This window comes from Gloeothece verrucosa PCC 7822 (genome assembly GCF_000147335.1).
GTDB classification, from domain to species: domain Bacteria; phylum Cyanobacteriota; class Cyanobacteriia; order Cyanobacteriales; family Microcystaceae; genus Gloeothece; species Gloeothece verrucosa.
This window is the reverse complement of record NC_014534.1, coordinates 198543-219696: the sequence shown is the minus strand read 5'-3', so window position 1 is coordinate 219696 and position 21154 is coordinate 198543. Positions and strand designations below refer to the sequence as shown.

General features: G+C 35.6%; 19 protein-coding genes and 2 pseudogenes. 5 read left to right on the top strand and 16 right to left on the bottom strand.

The annotated features are described in order from the left end of the window. Positions 1–110: 110 nt before the first annotated feature. From CYAN7822_RS31265 to CYAN7822_RS39855, 5 genes and pseudogenes are all read right to left on the bottom strand, one after another. Positions 111–311, bottom strand: coding sequence for a hypothetical protein (locus tag CYAN7822_RS31265; protein WP_013334928.1), 201 nt, complete (start codon positions 309–311; stop codon positions 111–113). A 167-nt stretch (positions 312–478) separates the two neighbouring features. Next, positions 479–922: a hypothetical protein gene (locus tag CYAN7822_RS31260; RefSeq protein ID WP_013334927.1), complete on the bottom strand. Its 444-nt coding sequence runs from the start codon at positions 920–922 to the stop codon at positions 479–481. A gap of 51 nt (positions 923–973) precedes the next feature. Beyond that, positions 974–1351 (bottom strand): annotated as a pseudogene (locus CYAN7822_RS39865) (transposase); the annotation flags it as partial. 84 nt (positions 1352–1435) lie between these two features. Further along, positions 1436–1810: a hypothetical protein gene (locus CYAN7822_RS39860; RefSeq protein WP_041934254.1), complete on the bottom strand. Its 375-nt coding sequence runs from the start codon at positions 1808–1810 to the stop codon at positions 1436–1438. 3 nt (positions 1811–1813) lie between these two features. Next, a complete protein-coding gene (locus CYAN7822_RS39855) occupies positions 1814–2089 on the bottom strand; it encodes a hypothetical protein (protein WP_063820761.1) in 276 nt (91 codons plus the stop codon). A gap of 65 nt (positions 2090–2154) precedes the next feature. Here CYAN7822_RS39855 and CYAN7822_RS31240 point away from each other — a divergent pair, with 65 nt between their 5' ends. From CYAN7822_RS31240 to CYAN7822_RS31220, 5 genes and pseudogenes are all read left to right on the top strand, one after another. Next, a complete protein-coding gene (locus CYAN7822_RS31240) occupies positions 2155–2556 on the top strand; it encodes a hypothetical protein (protein ID WP_013334926.1) in 402 nt (133 codons plus the stop codon). Between the two features lie 1016 nt (positions 2557–3572). After that, positions 3573–3723, top strand: a pseudogene (locus tag CYAN7822_RS40280) (NF041680 family putative transposase); the annotation flags it as partial. A 323-nt stretch (positions 3724–4046) separates the two neighbouring features. Then, complete coding sequence (locus CYAN7822_RS31230) at positions 4047–4271, top strand: hypothetical protein (protein ID WP_013334925.1); 225 nt, start codon at positions 4047–4049, stop codon at positions 4269–4271. Positions 4272–4336: 65 nt separating this feature from the next. Beyond that, the gene (locus CYAN7822_RS31225) at positions 4337–5443 is read left to right on the top strand and encodes an IS630 family transposase (protein ID WP_013334924.1); all 1107 of its coding nucleotides are present in this window, start codon (positions 4337–4339) and stop codon (positions 5441–5443) included. 1216 nt (positions 5444–6659) lie between these two features. Further along, positions 6660–7121 (top strand): hypothetical protein, encoded by a 462-nt coding sequence (locus tag CYAN7822_RS31220; protein ID WP_041934322.1) that lies wholly within the window; start codon positions 6660–6662, stop codon positions 7119–7121. A gap of 479 nt (positions 7122–7600) precedes the next feature. Here CYAN7822_RS31220 and CYAN7822_RS31215 read toward each other — a convergent pair whose 3' ends face one another. From CYAN7822_RS31215 to CYAN7822_RS31165, 11 genes are all read right to left on the bottom strand, one after another. After that, entirely contained in the window at positions 7601–9700 is a 2100-nt protein-coding gene (locus tag CYAN7822_RS31215) for a serine/threonine-protein kinase (RefSeq protein WP_013334922.1), read from the bottom strand. 83 nt (positions 9701–9783) lie between these two features. Beyond that, positions 9784–10713: a hypothetical protein gene (locus CYAN7822_RS31210; protein ID WP_157872031.1), complete on the bottom strand. Its 930-nt coding sequence runs from the start codon at positions 10711–10713 to the stop codon at positions 9784–9786. A gap of 28 nt (positions 10714–10741) precedes the next feature. Beyond that, the gene (locus CYAN7822_RS31205) at positions 10742–11944 is read right to left on the bottom strand and encodes an FHA domain-containing serine/threonine-protein kinase (protein WP_013334920.1); all 1203 of its coding nucleotides are present in this window, start codon (positions 11942–11944) and stop codon (positions 10742–10744) included. Between the two features lie 18 nt (positions 11945–11962). After that, a complete protein-coding gene (locus tag CYAN7822_RS31200) occupies positions 11963–13708 on the bottom strand; it encodes a PP2C family protein-serine/threonine phosphatase (RefSeq protein WP_013334919.1) in 1746 nt (581 codons plus the stop codon). 75 nt (positions 13709–13783) lie between these two features. Beyond that, complete coding sequence (locus CYAN7822_RS31195; RefSeq protein ID WP_013334918.1) at positions 13784–14317, bottom strand: FHA domain-containing protein; 534 nt, start codon at positions 14315–14317, stop codon at positions 13784–13786. 43 nt (positions 14318–14360) lie between these two features. Beyond that, positions 14361–15686 carry a vWA domain-containing protein gene (locus CYAN7822_RS31190; RefSeq protein ID WP_013334917.1) on the bottom strand — a complete coding sequence of 442 codons (1326 nt, stop codon included), beginning with the start codon at positions 15684–15686 and terminating at the stop codon, positions 14361–14363. 50 nt (positions 15687–15736) lie between these two features. Further along, positions 15737–16129, bottom strand: a complete 393-nt coding sequence (locus CYAN7822_RS31185; protein WP_013334916.1) for a hypothetical protein — start codon at positions 16127–16129, stop codon at positions 15737–15739. A 6-nt stretch (positions 16130–16135) separates the two neighbouring features. Further along, positions 16136–17041: a hypothetical protein gene (locus CYAN7822_RS31180; protein ID WP_013334915.1), complete on the bottom strand. Its 906-nt coding sequence runs from the start codon at positions 17039–17041 to the stop codon at positions 16136–16138. A 10-nt stretch (positions 17042–17051) separates the two neighbouring features. After that, on the bottom strand, positions 17052–18506 hold the full coding sequence (locus tag CYAN7822_RS31175) for a vWA domain-containing protein (protein WP_245602838.1): 1455 nt from the start codon (positions 18504–18506) through the stop codon (positions 17052–17054). Between the two features lie 73 nt (positions 18507–18579). After that, positions 18580–20103: a serine hydrolase gene (locus CYAN7822_RS35070; RefSeq protein ID WP_013334913.1), complete on the bottom strand. Its 1524-nt coding sequence runs from the start codon at positions 20101–20103 to the stop codon at positions 18580–18582. 5 nt (positions 20104–20108) lie between these two features. Then, positions 20109–21074, bottom strand: a complete 966-nt coding sequence (locus CYAN7822_RS31165) for an ARC6/PARC6 family protein (protein ID WP_013334912.1) — start codon at positions 21072–21074, stop codon at positions 20109–20111. Between the last annotated feature and the right edge of the window lie 80 nt (positions 21075–21154).

Below are 21154 nucleotides of genomic sequence, written 5' to 3'. Positions count from 1 at the left end.
GAAAAATCGGACTAAAAACTGGGCAAATTCCTGTTTTATTCCGATTCGAGGATATTTTAGCGGGTTGCCAGGGGAAGTTGATAGCTTACCCCTTGGCACAACTACCCTGGTTACACTAGCCTAGATGTCAGAGATTGCCTAGCTACTTTCATGGCCATCTCAAACGAGGGATAAAGTTCTTGAGTACCTTCGACTGACCCATCTTCTCTTAAAACCCTAAATTGATAACCAAGTGCCGGTGTGTAGAACACCATTAGCACTTGTCGCTCAAAACCTAATACTTCACAAATTTTGAACCCAGAAGTTGTCATCAATATCTGTCTCATCGCTCGATACTATTATTATTCCCGATTTATGACGCACAATTCGAATAGGTCTTCCCTACTCGGATAGTAGTGATTCCCGTGCGCGAACGCGCAGCGCCACGAAGGGATCGCCGCTTCTAGGTAAACGACCCAGCACTTGGTCATATTTTGGCTCAAGCTATAGAGCTTGCCATTTTCTGTTTAAATTTTTTCAATCCGGCTCTAGATATGGCGATCAGTCCGTTGGTACTCCCCATGACGACTGGACGCATTGGCGCACCTAATCCTATGGCCGCTACACACATTGACCCATTGGTAATATACATTGAGGCCCACTTTTCGCAATCATGCTTTAATTGATAACTGCTGAGGGTAGGAGTTTTAATAATTCCGCATTGCTCGATAAATTCCTTACAGTACAAAATTCTTGCCATTGTTAGCGGCAGTTCTAGATCAAACAATTCGCCCCGAAATTTCCAGTTTTCTAGACCGTCATGGTTAATGTTGGGAAATTCTTTGAGAGCTTTTTTTAAAGCTCCTTCTACCCATTTTTTTTCAGAAGCCGTCAATTCAATCAGCCAATCCACATAAGTATTGCCCACTGGTGTTACCTTCATAATCGTTACTCCCATCCGAAGAAATCGAGTTCCTCTGTTCTAATTTTAAACTCACATCTTGCACCTGAGCAGACAAAGTTCAAAACCTTGCTTTTCTAACCAAGGAATAAGTAACTCTAATTCTTTTAAAAGAGATAGACAAAAAATATGAGGAAGCAATAAAATTAAAGCCTGTTTTGCATAGTAAGACCAGTGTAAATCTTCCGACTTGCTTAAATGTAAATAAATCCAATAAGCTAAGAAATAAGAAATCAAAGAAAGAATAATCCAACGATAAACACCCAACAAGGTCTTTTGTCCAAAACGAGCGATGCTAAACTGATACTTAACGGTCTTAAAAAATCCCTCAATCTGCCACCGTCGTTTACCCCATCGAGTAATTGTTTTCCCTTTCATTGGTTTAGTAGAAATCACAAACCGTTTAATTCGTTTCCCATCTCTCTTTAACCAAACCCATGAGACAAAAACGGGAAAATCTAACTTGTTTAAATAGACTTGTTGCCCCTTAGTTTTTCAATCAGAGACTTTTCTTCCATCTTGTAAAGTCCGAGTTTTACTGATGCCCATAATGGCATAAGATTTACCCATAAGCGTGCGAATCTGAGAAAGTAAATCTACTGTCCCAAAAGCGGTATCACCTAACACATAAATCTCAAAATTCTCGATTAATATAGAAGGAAGGTTTTTCAATAACTTAGAAGCCAACTTAGAGGGAGAAAGAGTCCCTTTACCTCGATAAACTCGGAAAGTCCAAGGAATTCGCCAATTACCCCAGACTAGATAGAGGACAACTAGATGCAGCCCTCGTTTATGATTATAGACCCGAATTAAGTCTTTAAAATTAGAAAACTTCCCAACTTTTTCAAGGGTTGTTAAGTCAACAATCACCTGTTAAATGGGTTTGCGCCCTTGACCTCTTTGAGTAAGTATCAATTGAAGAATAGAGGAACGACAACGGCGAATCAAAGAACGAGTTGGCCAGTTATAGTGGTTAAGAAAACGACTGATAGCACTCTCTGACTTGGTGGTACAATGATGGGGAACTTTGCTTTGACTTTCGAGAAATAAAGCGATGAGAGATTCAAAAGTCTCTTGTTGATAGATAGTGGGCATCAATTGAGATAGAGAAGAGATAAGTTCTTCAGTTTGAGGTAAAGTAGAAGTCATCGGTTAGTTCTCTAAGTAAAACAGAGAACTATTTTATCTTGATTGTTTATTTGTGTAAATCCAAGATGAACAAGAAAAATATACGATTAGATGTTTCAGATAGAGCCGAGCGCATTCAATCAGCTATTTCTGAACTGAAACAACAAATATCAGCCATTAAGAACTCAGGTCAAGTCGCTCCCACAGATTGCTATGTGGCTCGTTATCAAGCCAGAGGTCAGAAATATCGTTATTGGTACTATCAACTCAAAGCTAGTCAACCGATTTTTCCTAAAAGTACCAAAAAGTCAGAATTATCTCGATTTAAGCATTTAGGTGTTTCTGGGAGTCAAGGTCACATTGATGGAGTTATGGCAGTGGTTAGACGAGGACAAATTGAAGAATTAACTAAGGCGATTTCTAGTTTGGAAGAAAGTTTATTAGACTTGTTTTCCGATGAAGAAAAAGTAGGAAATCGAGTTGAGTGAGAGGGAGACACTTTTAATTTTTTTTAAATTTAGATATCTGTTCTCGCCTTTAAATAGAGAACACGCTCAACCCCTTATCCTTCCTACACTTGCTGCTTATCGTTTTCTCATCAAATTTTCTTGGTGCAAGATGTGAGTTAAAGGTCTTTTGTGACGACTCAACCCATTTTTTTCGAGTTTCCTTTTTCAGACTTTTAACTAAACCTCTTGAAATTACTATTATTTTTTCACCCACATTCCTCTACTATTGTATTAAGCCAAAATCAACACGATAGAGGAGGCTCATCAGGGCAAACGCATCTAATTTTTTAAATACCCTCGGCATAAGGAGTTAAGGGATTGATCAACATTTGTACTAAAAATCTACGATCTTGACTGGCTCACGGATCTGAAATTTAGATGCGTTTGCCCTGGACCTCCTTTGGAGTCGAACGGAGTCCACATGAAAATCCTCGTTTAGAATCGCTGTTCTTAAGTTTCTGAGGCTTTGACAGCGATTCGTCGATCTAAGAGGATTTACATTCGTTCTCGCGCTACACATAAATTTACTAATGTGAATTATTTAAGTTTACTACAATTGGGCTATTACGCGACAGTACCATTAGATCTCAAACGCTATATAACTGGGTGCTAGGGAAGTTATGGGCACTGGTTGTCGCGTTGTTTGTAGAGAAACGGGGCGGCTATTTTTGAGAATTCTTTTAGGCTGTTCCTAGGAAGTGGGATGGGTATTTACTGGAGTTTAGACTAGATCTCAATGCGAAACTTAAACCAGAACCAATGTACCATGACCAATGGACAGCCAAAAATCAAACTGTACAGTTCAGTATGATTGGGGAGACGATTAAATTTTGAGGCTAGACGGCAGTGCGGAACTCGTTCGGTCCCCCAATCTTTGCGGCTCCCTAAACGCGCTACCTCACTTAGGCGCGGTATGAATGTTTACATTTATTCATTAAAAAAAAAGTATAAAAAGGGAGAAAATTTAAAAAGTAAAACATTGAAGTTCCTCCCTAATAAGACATGAAAGAATTACAAGCTTTGAAACTCCGATTAGCAAGGCGGATTGGCAAATAAAACAAGTAGCAAAAACTTGTAATCAGAAATTTGCACGTATTATTAGATAGTGAATACGGCAATAGCTATTGGCTCAATCAAACGGCAAATAAAAATACTCTAAAAACGGCACGTAATTGTTCATTATAAAGAGATTATCGCCGGTTTTGACACTTTTTTATCTAGTACAAAACTCCTTTTATCCTTTTATACTACACAGAATTTTACACCCTTTTAATCCTTAAATATTACCTAAATATATTCAGGATAATGGTAAATTTTTGTACGGTACAGTCAAAGCTTATTGAATTAAAAAAAACAGATTAAAATAAGTTAATAGCGACCTCAATTTTAAAGGATTGGGCTAATAGTCTGGTTACTGATAAAGCCATCAAGATTTTGTCTAAAAAACTTCTAGTTTCTGAGCGAGAGCCATGATGAATTCAATCTTAGAATCAATTTATTTAGGGTTGAAAGTTATAGCGGTTTTCTTGTGGGTTGCAAGTTCGATAGGGATCGGCTTATTAGCTGCCGAAGATACCCAAGAATCTAATGGCGATCCGAGCTACTGGCTTATATTTTTTAGTTGGCTATTAGGGCCGACTTCGATCTTTTGGGCTTTAAATTTCATTTATTTAAGGTTAATTGATCGCCTGTAATAAGCTGCTACGCAGCTATATTGTATAATATTTAGATAAGACTAATAAGCGATCACCCTCAAGATATGCCGGCTAAAAATCACCTTTCTCCAGAGCAAAAAGAAAAACTGCTTAAAACTTTAAAAGAAAGTGAAAATCCTTATACAAGAGAAAGGATTTTGATATTATTATTAATGAATGATGGAAAAACATATCTAGAAATTAGTAAATTTTTGGGAATAGCATATCCAACAGTAGCTTATTGGGCAGTTCATGGAGACCCAGATAATTTAGACAGTTTAAAAGATGGGAGAGCCGAAGGGAATTTTCGGAAAGCTACTAAGATATATGAAGAATTATTATTAAAAGTAGTTGAAAAAGAGCCTTGGGAATATGGGTACGAATTTGGTCGATGGACAGCGCGTCGATTAGCAGAACATCTTGAGAAAGAGACAGGGTTAAAACTGAGTGGCTCACAAGTGAGTCGAATTTTTCAAAAAAAAAATTACGTTTATATTTGGGCAAAATACAGCCTAGAGGATAAACAAAATCCTGAAAAAAGAAAAGCCTTTAAAGAAAAATTAAGAGAATATATAACAATAGCAAAAACGTCACCTGAGAAGCTTCAGTTATGGTTTTGGGATGAGAGCGGTTTTAGTTTACGAGTAATAAGAAGAAAAGGTTGGGGAAAAAAAGGAACTCGTAAAAAAGTAACTGGACAAAGAAGTAGAGGACGAGTAAATGTAATGGGTGGATTACGTTATACAGACAAAAAAAGAGTTAACTACTTTATTAAGAAAGGCAATGCTGATACTTTTTATGAATCTTTAAAAATGCTGAATGAATTGATTAAGCAAGAATGGGTCGAGCAAGGAAATAAAGTTGAAGAGTTCGAGAAACGAGGGCAGAAAATATTAATTATTTTAGATAATGCTTCTTTTCATAAAAGAAAAGATATTTTAGGTAAAATAGAAGCTGAATTACCTAATATTAGACTAGAATTCCTGCCGGCTTATAGCCCAGATTATAATTTAATTGAATTGGTTTGGCATTCAGCCAAAGAATATATTGCTCACAAAACTTTTGAATCTGTTGAGCAGTTAGAAAACTTATTAAATAAATTATTAAATGAGGGAGAATTAATTATTAAGTGGGAACGTAAATTAAAAAATAAAGGCAATGCTATTTATTAAATTTAGCTGCGTAGCAGCTTATCTTAACTGTCAAACGAAAACAGCTAAAAAACGCCGCGATTGTAGTACGAATTCCTTTTATCTTTTTTATACTACAAACGATTTTACTGGCTTTTAATCCCACAATCCCCGCTAAATACAATCGGGGGTTGTAGTATCAAATCGTTTTTACGCGCTCTCTGCGAACGCGCAGCACTCCCGCCCTTGTTCGCCCTTGACTCCACTCGTTGGTGGTTGTATTATGGAGCTATACGACCACCAAGTGCGACCTGTTACACCGAAATCTAATGACGGATGGTGTGGTTATTATTAACCAATTTTGTTTATCTTAGAGGTTGAATTCCTCTCCTCCAAACCACAGGAGTGAATGCGTAGCCCACATTTTCAGGATACTGGTTAACCTGGACTTGCGGTGCATGGGTTAAATGGGGGTAACGTGAAGTTACTAACGAATCCCTTAAGAGCGGAGTTACTCATGGCTAACGTACAGTTAACTAACTAAACCTCGTCGATACGTGACTGCGAAGGAAAGTAACTGGAAAGTCCTATACAAAACAATAGGTTCCTTAGAGCGGTGGTGGTCACAACAGATTTTATAACTGAGCAACTGAGCCACTGATATCGGATACACCTAGCAGGTAAAATAAGGGAGGGTGGTCTGTATTCTTCGTTGGTGGAGAATATGTCGTGGAGTTGATACCCCCCGGCGTAGTGTTAGAGCCTAAAAGTAACGGGAAAAGATAGCAAGAAACAGGGAAAACCTTAATTTTCTATCTTGTATAATTTCAAAGACAATTAAATAGTGCGATGTAGGTGGTACATGGTACATAAATTTTACAAGATAAGGTTAACCAGCCGTATGAAATTAAGGAGAACGATATCCTAAAAAGCCAATGCCTCAACCTGAATTGACAGGTGTAGGAGAAAGTCCGAGGATATGCCCACGTAGGATAAGTACCGTGTAGGTCACGACTGAGTAGTCCTATAATGCCTAATACTCAAGTAGAAACCTAAGACACTACGCAAGAGTGGGATATAGGGAAACAAAAGCGTTACACAGACCAAGGCTTTGATAAAGGGCAACCCTAAAAAGCTACTGATGCCGCAAGGCGTAAAGGGCACGGACTAGGAGCCGAGTGAGGTGGAAACTCTCACGCTCGGTTCTGAACTAGAGGTGAAGAAAGGTGACTTTCTCATCGACTATAAGCAACTAGCCATGAACGCCCAGATACTAGAACAACAAATAGACAGAATTGAACGCTCAGGCGTTGTTGCTCCTCCCAACACCTGGATAAGCAGCTACGTCGTAACGAAAAAAAGCGGTAAATCCTACAGATACTACCGCCTCATGACGAATAAGCGGGATAAAGAAGGGAAATTGAAGAAGAAGATGCTCAAATACCTTGGAGCCGAGGATAGCAAAGCCACTCTGAAGATGGTGGCCGCCATTAAGCGACGCAACCGCATACAGGCTCTACAACGCCAACTGAAGCGGTTGATGGAGCAAGAGCAGCCTCAACTGAAGCGACGTAACAGAGGAAGTTCTGGGGTTAATACTCCACTAACCTGTTTTGACAGGATGTTATTGGTTCAGTTACAGCAGCAATTAACTGAGTTGATCGGGAGGTTTGAGCAACTGGAGCGAAAACTGAAAAAAACGCAAAATCCTTCTGCCTGAATCTTCAAAAAGTTAGCGGCTTGTGATAACATAAAATTTGCCTACAAATTTTTTCTTGAGTTAAAAGGATTGTTACCAGCCTAGTTCTCGGCTTTTAACTATTCCTTTAAGCACTATTGATTTTAATAATCAGTTCGTCAAAGATGCTTTAACTACTGTTCATTGTTCAGATTTATCGATTGGGAGTTAATAGCACCTTTGGACAATCTATGCTCTCCAAACGTAAAATTCTTTTTTCAAGTTAATTACTACTTTTTATCCTCTTCCGCCTTTTACACAAAATTGGCGTGGAGTTTCTTTCTTTATTGAATCCAATTTTCAACAGGCCAGGTCTTGAGTCACTCCGAACCTTGGAGGGAAGGGCTTTCACCTTCATCAAACTAACAGTTCAGGGGTTCTAGGATACTGTCCTGTCTAGCTTATGGATTAGCGTCGAAACGAATCCCACTTAAGATATATGTGACTAAAGGATAGCTATTTTAAAGTTCAACATCAGCTATCTTAAATATTTGTTTAATGTGTTGTGCTTGATGCAATTTATTCTGCCCTGTATATAAAATATTTGCTTGGCGATAAGCTGCCAATAATTGACGAAAATATTGAATTTGTCCATCTGGAGTTTTAATATTTAATAAAACCCAGCCCAAATTATGATAAGCTTCAGCATAGTCTGATTTTAATTGAACAGCTTGTTCTAAATAAGTTTTTGCCTCTTGCCACCGTCCAATTTTTCCCAATAAAGTTCCTAGACGAAAAGCAACAAATGGATTAGGAGGAAAGTTTTGAGAGTAGATTAAGTAAGCTTTTATTGCTCCTTCAAGATCATTTAAAAGTTCTTGAGTGACTCCATAGTTAAATAATACCCAACTGTGAGTATTAAATTGATAGTTTATCTGTTGAAAGCAAGAGAGAGCATTATTCCATAATCTTCCCACTGCTTGTTTCCATCCTTTATATCCCCAAGCAAAACTACTATCAGGAACTTGGGTGATAAATTCTTCTATTCGTCTTTCTACAGTTGTTTGTTGTTGACTAACTTTATCTAACGAGATAAGAAGATAAGGATAAACCCAACGTTTAATGTCCTTATTATTTTGGGAAGTTTTCTGATTAGCTTGAAAAACGGCCTGGGTAGCACTCTGCATAGTTTTTTTAGGTTGCTGCTGATGAAAATGAATCCAAGCTTTTATTCCCAAAGCAAAAGGGGAGGTATGGTCAATTTGAATTGCTTGATTTATCGCGATTTCTGCTTGTTGCCAGTTACCAATTTTACCTAATGCCCAAGCTAAATTAGCTTGTATCCAGATTTCATGAGGAGATAAATTAGAAGCTTGCTGTAAAATTTTAACAGCTTCTGTCCAACGAGAGTTACGACAATAGATTAATCCTAAAACACCATATCCTCTTCCATCATTGGATTTTAATTGGATGGCTTTTTGAGCCGCTATTTCTGCTTGAGAATCATTATAATGTATTTGAACAATAGCTAATTCAACAGCAGCATCTCCATTATTTGGTTCACTGCTTAAGCATTTTTCATAGATTTTAATTGCTTCTGTTAAATTTCCTTGTTTAACTAATTCTTTAGCCCGTTTCTGAATAGGAGAAATAAGTTTTCCTTTTAAAGCATCAATTAATTCTTCAGCAGATTGAAATCTATCTTTGGCATAAAGTCTCATTCCAGTTAAGATAACTTGCTCTGTTAAACTATCTATTTGAGGATTATATTGACTAGGAGTAATTAAAGTTTCTTGTTGAATTCTATCAGTTGCAGATGGTGGAAGTTTGCCTGTAAGTAGTTCATACATTGAAGCACATAAAGCATAAATATCGGTACTCGGCCCTCGTTTTGCTCGACTACTATATTGTTCTAAAGGAGCATAGCCTTCAGTAATAATTTTGGTATGTTCTACGCTTTTTTCGGCTAAAAAATCTCTAGCCGCACCGAAATCAATTAGAATTACATTATCGTGAGAATCAATTAACAAATTTTCTGGTTTAATATCTCGGTGTAAAATACTATAGGCATGAATTAATTTTAAAGCATCAGCTAATTGTAAAAAATAACGTTTTATTTGATCTACTGGTAAAACCCCTTTTTGCTTCAGAATATCTAATAAAGATTCTCCCTTAATAAAATCCATTACCATATAAGCAGTATTATTTTCTACAAACCAATCATAAACTCTAGCAATATTAGGATGAATACATTTTGATAAATAGGCAGCTTCTTTTTTAAAATTATCAATTTCTTTTTGTTGTTCTTTAGGGGTAATATTACTAGACCAAATAATTGATGTTCCTTGGCGATATGAACCATCAGGGAAGAGTTCTTTTATTGCTAATTCTTTTAAAGTAGCCATTTGAATGGCTTTGTAGGTGATGCCAAACCCACCTTGACCGAGGGTTTTTTCAATTTGATAATTACCTTGTTTAAGCAGGGTTTTAGGAGGTAAATATAGTCCAGATATGGTAGAATTAGAATTATTTTCCTCTAAGCTTAAAGGAGAGCCACAAAATTGACAAAATGTAGTATTATCAAAATTATCTGTTAAACAAACAGTACATGATATAGGCATTATGTTAACTCCAATAATTGTAGTTATATATATTTTAAGTTTGCTAACATGAACTGAATTATGGTTGTTGAAAACCTCTTATTTTAAATTTTTTCTATTTTTCCATTTTCAAACTTAAAGCAGACTCGATTTTCATTTTTTTTCCATAAATAATCAAAATGGTAATCAGTTTCTTGGATAAACTCTTGATCTAAAATATCAAAAGCAGGATATTCTGAACCTTGAAAATTCATAAAATACATCCAGATTAATTTTATATCATTCCCTGAAAAATAACAAATAGGAGAAAAATAATCTATATTAAGGCGAACTTCTATTGTTCCTTTTATTTCGGTTTGATTATTTAATCTAGTTTTTAAATCATTTAAAAAATAATTTACACCTGCCTCTAGTGATGTTTTTTTGTTATTTAATATTGCCTCTTCTAAATCTACACCTAAACATTTTAATAAACTCGATTCAGAATGTAAAAGCAAAATTTGGAAATGACAATTATTTTCAAGTTTATCAATGATTATTCTATTGCCAACTTCTTGAAGAATACGTATCTCTTCTGATAAGCCAAGTAATTTTATTTTATTGTGAGGCTGAAGATTTCTAATATGATCAATAACTAGATTACTGTAGGCTCCTTTGTTAGGGTAAAAAGCTTTAATATATCGAGTTGCTTGTGTTGCATTAAAGATTTCTTGAATTTTTTGTATTGTGTCATCTCGTAAAGCCAACTCTATACAAATTATAGTGATACAAGATGTTAAAAAAGAATTGTATAGATTTGACAAAATATTAGATACAATACAATGCCAAATTACAGGGCTTTTAAGCTTATAAATTTGACTGGTTTCTGGATATCCTGCTTCTTTTCTTTTACATTCATTTTTCATAAATTGAATATCAATGATAAAAAGTAATATAGTAAAAAAAAGTAATAACAAAACTAAATTACGAACTTTAATCCCTAAAGTAGTTAAAATTCCAGAATTTTTTTTATTTTTGTTTTTTTGTATCATCATTAACCTCTTTAAATTCAACTATGTAACTTTAACAACAATAAAAACAAAACTTAACTTTTCCTATTGCTATTTCATCGCCTGAATTTAAGTTTTCAGGTTGGGTAATTCTACTACTAAAACGAGCTTGACCTACTCTTTTAATAAAAATTCCATTAGCTGACCCTAAATCTTTAATTTTCCATTTTTCTTCTTCTGGATAAATAACACCATGTTTACGAGAGACTGTTTCACAACCAAGATATCCTTCTAAATTAATATCAACGGGTAACTCTCCGTCTGTAAAACGTCCAATAATATAATATTTTGGCTCTAAAAAAAATGCCTCACTTTTTTGTATTAATTCTTTAGGCATTAGTTGAGCAGTTTGAGTAATTTTTTTGAGTTCTTTGAGTAATTCTTCAGCATTTTGAAACCGTTCTTCTACCCGTAGTTTCATTCCTTTAATAATAATTTTTTCTAAATCTGGGTCAATTTTTGAATTTAATAGTCTAGGGAAAATTAAAGTATCAGATAATGCTCTTTCTGCGGCAGTAGTGGGTAATTGTCCAGTTAATAATTCATACATAGATGCACATAGAGCATATATATCAGTCGCCGGATAACGTTTAGTACGGTAGCTATACTGTTCAAGAGGCGCATAACCCGGCGTTAAAGTAGCACTCATTTGTCGAGTTTGTCCGGCAATAAATTCTTTCGTCGCACCAAAGTCAATTAAAATAGGAATATCTTGAGGAGTAATAATAATATTTTCTGGTTTAATATCCCGATGTAAAAGATTAGCTTGATGAATAACTTTAAGAGCCTCAGTTATTTGAATAAAATAACGTTTGACTAAAGATTGCTCAAAAATTCCTTTTTCTGTAAAAATATTAAATAATGTTTTTCCTGGAATAAGAGACATAACAACATAAGCTGTGTTATTTTCTTCAAACCAATCATAGACTCCCACAATGTTAGGATGAACACAGCGATGAATATATTCTGCTTCTGTTGCTACTTTTTTTAATTGTATTATTCTATTTTTAGGAGAAATATTATTTGACCAAATGATGGTTGTTCCTTGTCGAGTAGCATTTTCTGGCCAGTTTTCTTTGATAGCTACTTTTCTCAAGTTAACTAAATTTATTCCTTGATAAGTGATGCCAAAACCTCCTTGACCGAGAACAGATTCTATCTGATATTTACCTTGACCTAGTATAGTTCCTGGTGGTAAACAATAATTAAAAGTCATTTGATTAGCTCCATTATTTCAATAAGCTGATGTAATTTGACATTGCAAAGCTAGAAGAGTAGCATTATCTGAAGCTCCTTTTTCTATGACTTTCTCAATCGTCTTATCTACGGCCATTTGTAAAGGATTACAAGAGTTAAATAGTTCTAGTAATTCTCCTTTTGGAACTAAATCCCAAACTCCGTCAGAACAGAGAAGTAAAATGTCTTCATTTTCAAGTTTTATTGATAAATTGTTTAGGGTACGGTTTAAGGTTTGAACATAACCATTGCTTAAATGGCGTTTTGAACCTAGAGATTTTAATAAAACATTTCTATCAGGATGTTCTAAACTTTCTTCTTCAGTAATTTCTCCATTAGCCACTAACATTGCAACCAGAGAATGATCTTCACTGATTTGTTGAATTTCTCCTTTTCTTAAGTGGTAGATACGGCTATCTCCGATATGAGCAATCATTAAATCATCATTAATTGCTAAAACAACACTTAAAGTTGTTCCCCCATCGTTAACTTGTTCACTAATTAATTGATTGGCTTTCTGACATAAATCAAGTAACCAAGTGTTTCGCTGCTCTATTGTTGAAAAATATTCGGGTATAGGTTCTTTTAAAAATGTGTTAACTGCTATTTGACTAGCTACTTCTCCTTGCGCCATTCCTCCCATACCATCTGCAACAACTCCTAAAATTAATGTATCATAATTACTAATTTTTTGCTGTCTAATTCCATAGTTGTCTTCGTTTTGAAGCCTTTGAGTTGACAGTCCAATTGTTGAATTACTGGCGACATTCCAATGAATTTTTATTTGCCTAAACCCTTTACGAGTTTCGACTAATAAATCTCTCAGTTGAGCCAAATAAAATCTCTCTTCTGGTATATGAGATAATCCGATTTTCAGAATTTGGTAAATTCGAGGAATCGGCTTTATTTCATAATTAATTAAGGCTTGATCATGAATAAGTTTTTGATGAAAAGCTTGATAAAGCAATAAATTAATAGTATAACTGCTCATTAACTCATTAATGGGATGGGCTAAAGCCAATTCAGGAGCATAATAATCTCCTGATAACCCCAACTCTGGTTTATAATCAAATGGATAAGCATTAGTTAAGTCAAAAAATTGTAAGGGTTTTCCCCCTTGATTAACTTCTATTAAATGAGGATTAAAATTAATAATACACCATTTTTTTTGACAAATATAAGATAAACATTGACAAATTTGAATGATTAAAGACAGTATTTCTTCAGGCGTATGTTCTTCCTTAAGCCAATTAGCTAAAGTTAAGTATTCATGAGGATAATCACTTAAAATTAAAATTTTTTCTTCAGTAATATTGTTATCAAAATGTGTTTCAGGATAAAACTCTTCTTCTAAATAGTCAGATTCTTCCTCAACCGCTTCTGAAGAATCCTTAAATTCATCATTAGAATTAATTACTGAATTTGAATTTAGGTCTAAGCAGAATCTATCCGAATTAATCAAAATATTATTTTTCTGTTCTTTGGCTAAAATTTTTACTATCATTCCATAATCATTTAGCTTATCTCTAAGAGCTAATTCTCGCTTTAAGCCACTTTGTAAGGAACCAATACGCAGTAATCCTAATTGTAAATTTTCGTCATTAAGAGGCTTAATTTCAACTTTAAAGTAATGAATATCAATGAATAAACCGAGATTGGATACAATCTTAATTTCATAGTTTCCTAGTTGTAACTGTTGATTTTCTTCAAGAATTAATTCTGGAGTTATTTCTGATGGTGTCATAATGATTTTTAGGTTGAAAGTGAGTAAAAAGGGGGTTAGGTGGGCATTCTCCCACCCTGTTGGCTTTAGTAATTATTAAGGACTTTGGAAAAGAAAGCGAATTTTAGCGATCGCAATTTCATCTCCAGATTTTAAGCTTTCTGGGGCTGTAATTCTTGCCCCGTAGCGAGTTTGGTTGATCGGTTTGATAAATACACCATTGGTTGACCCCAAATCTTTAATTTTCCAAACGTCTCCTTCGGTGTAAATTTCAGCATGATTGCGAGAAACAGTTTCATTGCCGAGAAAGTTTTCTAAATCAATATCTACCGGTCCAGTATCAGGATCAAAAATACCGATAATGGCTGAACTTTCGATGAGAAATTCGGGGATAGGGGCATTAGGTTGTTTGGCGACCAGTCGCGCCGTTGAGGCAACCATAGGGGAAGGGCTAGGAGTAAAGGAGTTAAAACTAGGAGTGGGAATCTCAAAATCTTCTTCTACTGGAGGAGAAGAAGGAGTGAATGAGGGTGTGGTTACTACTGCGGTTAATTCTGCGCCGCAAGCATCACAAAATTCTGCATCATCGGTATTTTGATCGTAGCCACAAACATTACAAACAATAGTCATTGATTTTGCTCCTTAAATTTAATAAATCATCAATATATAAGGATTAAGTTCCCGAAATTTGGCGAATTTGTTCATCTGATAATTCATCATTAATATCAGCCCCCATTTTGACAGTTTTACCTTTTGAACCCATTTTGACGGTTTTACGAGTTCCTGCCGAAATTTTTTTAGTTTTACGCAGTTCGTCAATTCCTTCATTAAGGGATTCTTCCATTGCTTTATTGCCAATTTTTACCGTCATTCGCCGTGCAGTTTCTAGAAGTTTTTCTGCTTGTTCAGGGTTGTTTTCAGCGACTCTGGTGGCATCGTTAACTAATTGGGAAATATTACGTTGTTGGACATATCCCATAACTTCTTGGTTAACTTGAGCGGCTCCTCCTTGTCCGCCAACAAATTGAGCAACTACATTTTGAGGGGGAAATTCTCCCCGTTTGTTGAGTCCTGGAATATCATAAGTTAGCCCTAATTGGGCGATGCGAACTCTAGAGGTAGCACGACTATCTACACTAAATTCTAAAATAAAAATCGTTTCATCATTGGCTTTTGCTGCACCAATAAAATAAGGTTGTTGAATTAAGGGAAATTCAGCTTGATCAGGATAAACACGAGTAACACGAATCAGTTCTACCCCTTTAACCGTTTTGACGCTCAAAGTTAAATTATTAATGACTTCATCTTTGGCTTGTTGATGTTCTTCAAAAAGAATTTTTGGTAGCTCAGTAATTGAAACTTGAAGTCCTGTTGCATTTCCGATCACCAGAGGATAAAGACGACCGCCAGTTGGATCACTAATTTTATGAATGAGTAAGTCTTCATTGAATTCATCTCCTACTCCCATTGCTGTGATAGAAATTCCTTGATTACTAAACTGTTGGGCGATAATTTCACAGTCTTCTTCATCAAAGGTTTCCCCATCGGTAAAGATTAAAACTCGACGGCTGGTCATGCTTTGGTTAGTCAGTAAAACTAAGGCTTCATTCATTCCTTTTCCCATACAGGTTCCACCGCTAAAGTCGTTGAGTCTAGCTATAGCATTTTCTAATTGAAAAACTTGGGTAGCTGGTGTCAATCCGATGAGGGTAGAAGCTTGGTCATGAAATTCAATGATCGCTATGTGATCGTCTTGGGTTAAACGTCCCGATCTGACTAATTGATATAAAGATTCAATGACAATACTTTTTTTAGATTTTCCTCCAGTAACGACTTCATCCATTGAGCCACTGGTATCAATTACAAAAGCAAAACTGGTGGAAGGACGACTGTTAGAAACTTCTTTAGTGGGTCGTAGTTTCAGCATAATAAAAAGTCTTTGATCGGCAGTATCGGCGGGGAAAAATTCTCGATGCGGGGTGATAGAGACGTTGAGCATAGTAAATTATCCTTTTTTAAATTTTAGAATTGCAATTAACAAAATTTGGCTCATAATTTAAAAATAGATTCTAGAGGAGGTAACATTCCCATTGTGGGTTCTATGGTTGATAAGTCAGGTTCAAGAAAATTAGGAATTGTTTGTTCTCCTTGGTCTTTAATTTGGTTAACGTTGGCTTCATTCAGTAAAGGTATATTGAGCATAATACTACTTTCTCTGTAACCTTTTTTAATGTCTTCTATCCAGGTTTGTATAATTTTTTCAACAGATTTCTCGGAAATAGCACATTGGCTTTCTTTCTGTAGTTTTTTTTGTAAACCAACCTTAATTTCTTGAGTAAAAATTATTTCGGGATTATCTTCTTGATTGGGATTTAAATCAAGAACATAACTATACTCTTCTGTTGCTCCTTCAATTTGCAGAAAAAATTTATAAACTACCATATTATTTTAAGGAGAAGTTTTGACTTCAATGATTAGGTTTCCAAATTGTCGCTTGTCTCCATTTTTTAAAACTTGGCTAGTTTTTGACATTTGTTTAACGTTAGCATATTCTGGGTTAAACTGGAGAATAATTTCTTTATTTTGAGTATATAATTTAGCGGTAATGGGAAAATAGCCTTGGTTTTTAGATAAATAAATTTCAGCATGATTGTCACTTCCTAAAATAATCGGTTCTTGACCCAGAGAGAGGGTTTTCTTTTCTGTTGGACTCCAGTGAATAATTACCCAAGCTTCTCGAAAAGCGGCTTCCACTAAAATAATCATTAAGCCGATAAAAAAGCCAATGGCTATTAATCCCCAAAAACGCCCAACAACTTCACCAATTAAATATGTAAATAAAATAAATAAACATCCTCCAAGAATTCCTCCTATTAATCCACCAAAAAAACCTAGCCATTTTCCCAAATTAGGAATTTTAAAACTTAAACCTAATCCTAATAATCCGCCAGCAATTCCCCAACAAATTACTCGTAATAATTCTGTTGGACCAATTAGGCTATAAATTCCTTGGGCGATCGCGCCTGAAATAATCCCGGCTATAAAGCCTGGTAAAATTCCTAGTAGCACCGCTTTTTTAAGCCGAATTTGTCGATTAAGATACCAAAAATAGCCCAATAATAGAGTAGTAGAAATACTGGCTCCTACTAAACCAAACCAAATACCTACTCGGATCACCAAAGTTACCCATGATGAAAAAAGATTGCGCTGAACATCAGCCATGATCGCTTCGCCTAAAATGCTGCCTATTCCTCCTCCTGCTGCACCCGAAGCTGCAAAGAGGAGAGCTTTATTTTTATTAGCTAAGAATTGTTGACTGAGATGATTCCAAATTTGTTGTTGTATAATTAGCATAAATATAATTTTACTTTATTTGAATTTCCAAAGTGAGTTGACCAAATTGGCGACGATCTCCATTTTTTAATTCATGTCTAAGTTTTTTCATTCCTTTAGCTTGTCCATATTCGTTGTCATATTGCATGATAATACTGGCTCCTTCTTGATAAATTTTGGCAGTCGTTGGATAAAATCCTTGTGCTTGAGAAAGATGCACATGAGCTTTGTTAGAACTACCGAGAATTACAGGTTGCTCTCCTAGAGTTATGCTGGTTTGTTCTTTCGGACTCCAATGTACAATTAATCGAGCTTGACTGCTAATCTGTTCAATTAAAGCAATCATCAAACCAATGAAAAAACCGAGAATTGCGGCTCCGATGAGACGAGCGGGGATTTCGCCAAAATAATCGGTAGCGACTAAAAAACCACCAGCACCTGCTATTCCTCCCATTCCGCCACCGATTAAGGCTCGATTAAGCTTAAGATTGGGAACAAATAAAGACATCCCGCTCCCCACTAATAAGCCTAAGATTGTCCATCCTACAACTCTACCAACTAAACTCAAAAGAGGGATTTCTGAGACTGGCGTATAGATCACTTGACCACTTGAACCAGCGATTAATCCAGCTAGGAAACCTCCTGTTATCCCTAAACTTAACTCACTGAAGGAAAGCAAGCGACGGTGTAGGTAGTGATTTTGGCCGATAATTAAAGCTAAAGAAGTCCCCAAGGCTAAAAGTCCTGTCCATCCTCCTATGCGTAAGCTTCCTAAAACAAGGCCGTAGTTACCAGAAGCGTTTGATTCTACCAATTGTTTACTGTAGATGGCTTTTTCGGCGGCTTGAAAAGCGGCATCAAAATTTCCTGTGTTGGCATAGAAAACTAAATTAGGATCGCCTGTGAGTTGGCTCAAAAAATTGGTGTCAGCGTCGCCGGTTGCCACTGCAACTATATTAATTTGAGCATTTTGCGCTGTTTGTCCGGCAACCAGGGTATTGTAGGGATCTGCTGCTACTCCATCGGTAAAGAGGAGAATATGCTGGTTTTCTCCAGATGGAATAGCACTTTCAAGGGATGCAGAGGCGTTATGTAGTTGGTCTGTGGCAGCCGTAAGTGCCTGATCCATCATTGTCCCCCCTCCGTCGTATAAATTAGCGATCGCTGTTTGTAGAACATTGACATCAGAGGTCAGAGGAGTTCCTAACTGTACACCACTGCCAAATCCCATGACCGCAATGCGATTAGTGATTAAGTCTTGGCGCTGCACAAAGCTAGTAGCGGCGGTTTTGACTTCGCTCAGTTTGTTGCCATCCATGCTGCCAGAGCAGTCTATGAGTAAAACTATTTCTTGAGGAGTTTTTTCTAGAGTAGGAGGTAAGCGGGTGAAATAGAGTAAAGTTTCTCCAAAAAGTAAAGCGGCAATGAGGCAACCGATCGCTCCATAAAACCCAAACAGCAGAGGCTTACTAATAGTTCTTCTCATTTGTTTAAACATTTGTCTCATATTACTCCTTTTTGTTAATCATAATTTTGCCGATTAAAAAAGTTTGTTGTCTTCAAGGAAGTTTGGAAATTTCTTGATAAACTTCTTGGGAAACTAGAGGAAAAAATTGTTTATCTTCATAATATTTAGGATCATCCCCAAAAATAACTAAAATATAATTAGCTTTATTTGAGAGAATAATGGCTCCATCATTACGAGTCCCAAATGTCCAGCCCATTTTGGAATAAAATTGAACAGAATTAGGATTATTGGAAAAAAGGGTATAAATTCCCTGACCTAAAAATTCTTCAATTGCATCATAAAGTTTTTCTTTCCATGCGCTAGGAAATAAATCACGTTTTAATAAGTCCATCGTGGCAAGACTGTAGTCTTGCGAAATAGCTTGTCCTGCATAAATTTCATAGAGCAAACGAGCAACATGATGAGTTGTAATTTTATTTCTAATGGGGGGAGATTGTTGCCCATTGAGTTGGCGAATTTGTAGGTCGGGTCCTTCGGGACTATTTAATAAATTGGGAATAGGAAAGGTTTTTTGAGTAATATTAATATTATCATAACCAGCATTCCTAAAAAAATTGTTTATTTGATAACGTTTATTTTTCCATAATTCAAATTTATTTTCAGAAAGTTTCTTAAGGCTTGATTTGGTTTGAGTAATCTGATCCAGAATAACACTTGCTGATTCATTGTCTGAGTCTCTAATCATTTTAGATAAAAGTTTTTGTTCTTGTAAAGAGATTTCTTGAGGAAAATAATTTTGCTGATTCTTTTGTGCATAAAAAGCCACCAACCAAAATAATTTAACAATACTAGCCGGATACCTTAGCGTGTTTTCTTCATATCCAGCATAACTACAACATTGATATGGATTAAGATTTAATAAACTAATTGATAATTGATTGATGGGTAAGCCTCTTGATTGAGCTAAATTGACAATATTGTCCACAATTTTTTCGAGTTTAGGGTCAGGATGAAAATTCGGCTCTTGGTTGACATTATAGACAAATTGTGCTTGCTCATTGCTCGCTGGGGGGGTTAAAGGAGAAGATTGCTCTGTTTTTTTTGCTGAGTTTGTTGGCGGTGTAACTTGAGATTGAGATGGGGGTAGTTCAGGTAAATTAGGAAGATTGGATGTAGTATATTGAGGAATAAATTTTAATATTGTCTGATAAGTAACGTCTTGTTCAACTTTATTTGAGGTTAATTTATAAATGCCTGGAGTCTGGAAAGATTTTGGATTAATGCCTAAAAATATTTCTTTGAGTTTATCAGGCGTTTCTAAGTTAGCAGGATAATTAGTTAAAAGACGAAATTGTTGACCTTTTTTGACGTGAATATTATAACAAATCTGTTGATTTTTATGTAATTTAACGGGTTTATAAATAGAACTATTATGATCAGTTACTATATCTTCACAAGTTGTATTTTGTTGAACCATAAAGTTTAAATAAAAAGCAAAACTAGCTGTTATTAAAGTAGCCCAAACTAAAGGATATTTAAATGAAATTCTGATTAGATTGATTTTTGGTGTTTTTTTGGGCTTTTTTTTCGGTTTTTTTCGAGGTAATTTATCCATTTTTATCACCTTACTTTATAACGTTCAATTTTCCAAACTCCATTGTCTTGTGCAAACCAATAAGTAGCATTTGCGGTATAAGTTTTAGGAGGTTGACTACATCCAGCGCTTGATGGTCCCTGTAATTGCAGTCTCTCAGTGACTTGAATATTTATAGAAGGTTGAGAACTAGATGGATCAAATGAGAGAACTTGTTGAATGTTGGAAAAATCATAAGTGTAGTAACATCCATTACTTCTTAACCATCCGACAGAACCGCCTCCATCTTTTTGTAAAGTTTCGTAGTAAAGATTTCCTGTAGCATATTGGCTAACTAAACTTTCATTAAAAGACTGGCCAAATATCTGAGGTTTAGCGGTGTACCAATTAGCTACAAGTTGAACAGCTTCTTGTTGAGTGATAGAAGATGAATTAGTTGAAGATGAAGTGGAAGGATGATTAATCGTAATTGGTTGTTGATTTTGAGGTTGAGAGGGTTGAGAAGGTTGAGAGGGTTGAGAGGGTTGAGAGGGTTGAGAGGGTTGAGAGGGTTGAGAGGGTTGAGAGCTTTGTAATGGTCCTAAACTCATCTCTAAACTAAAAGTTCCTGAGCCTTGTTTAGTGCTAACTTGAATGATATATTTTCCATCTGTTGGTAATGTTGTGCCATTTAAGATTTGATTATTGGGTTGAATAACCCAAATACAAATATCATTATTTTTTGTATTGTAACTTAGGTTTTCTCCGGCTTTTCCTTGAAAAACAAACCCTACTGCATTTGTTGTACTTGCGTTATCCGATACAGTAATAGGTTGATTGGAAAGAGTAATCATTTTAGTATTCGGTAAAACTCCTATTGGTTTGTTTGGACAAGTTACCTGAGAAGTTGATGTTGATTGATTAGATGTAGGTTTTAAATTTTGTACAGCTTGAGAAATTGTTCCACAGCCACACAGAGAAACACAAGTTACAATCAGAGGTATTTTGTTCATTATTTTAGCCTGTTAAATTGATTGAAGAATTTAATGAACTGGTTACTGCTTAATTGTTACAGGATTTAAATATCGCTCTG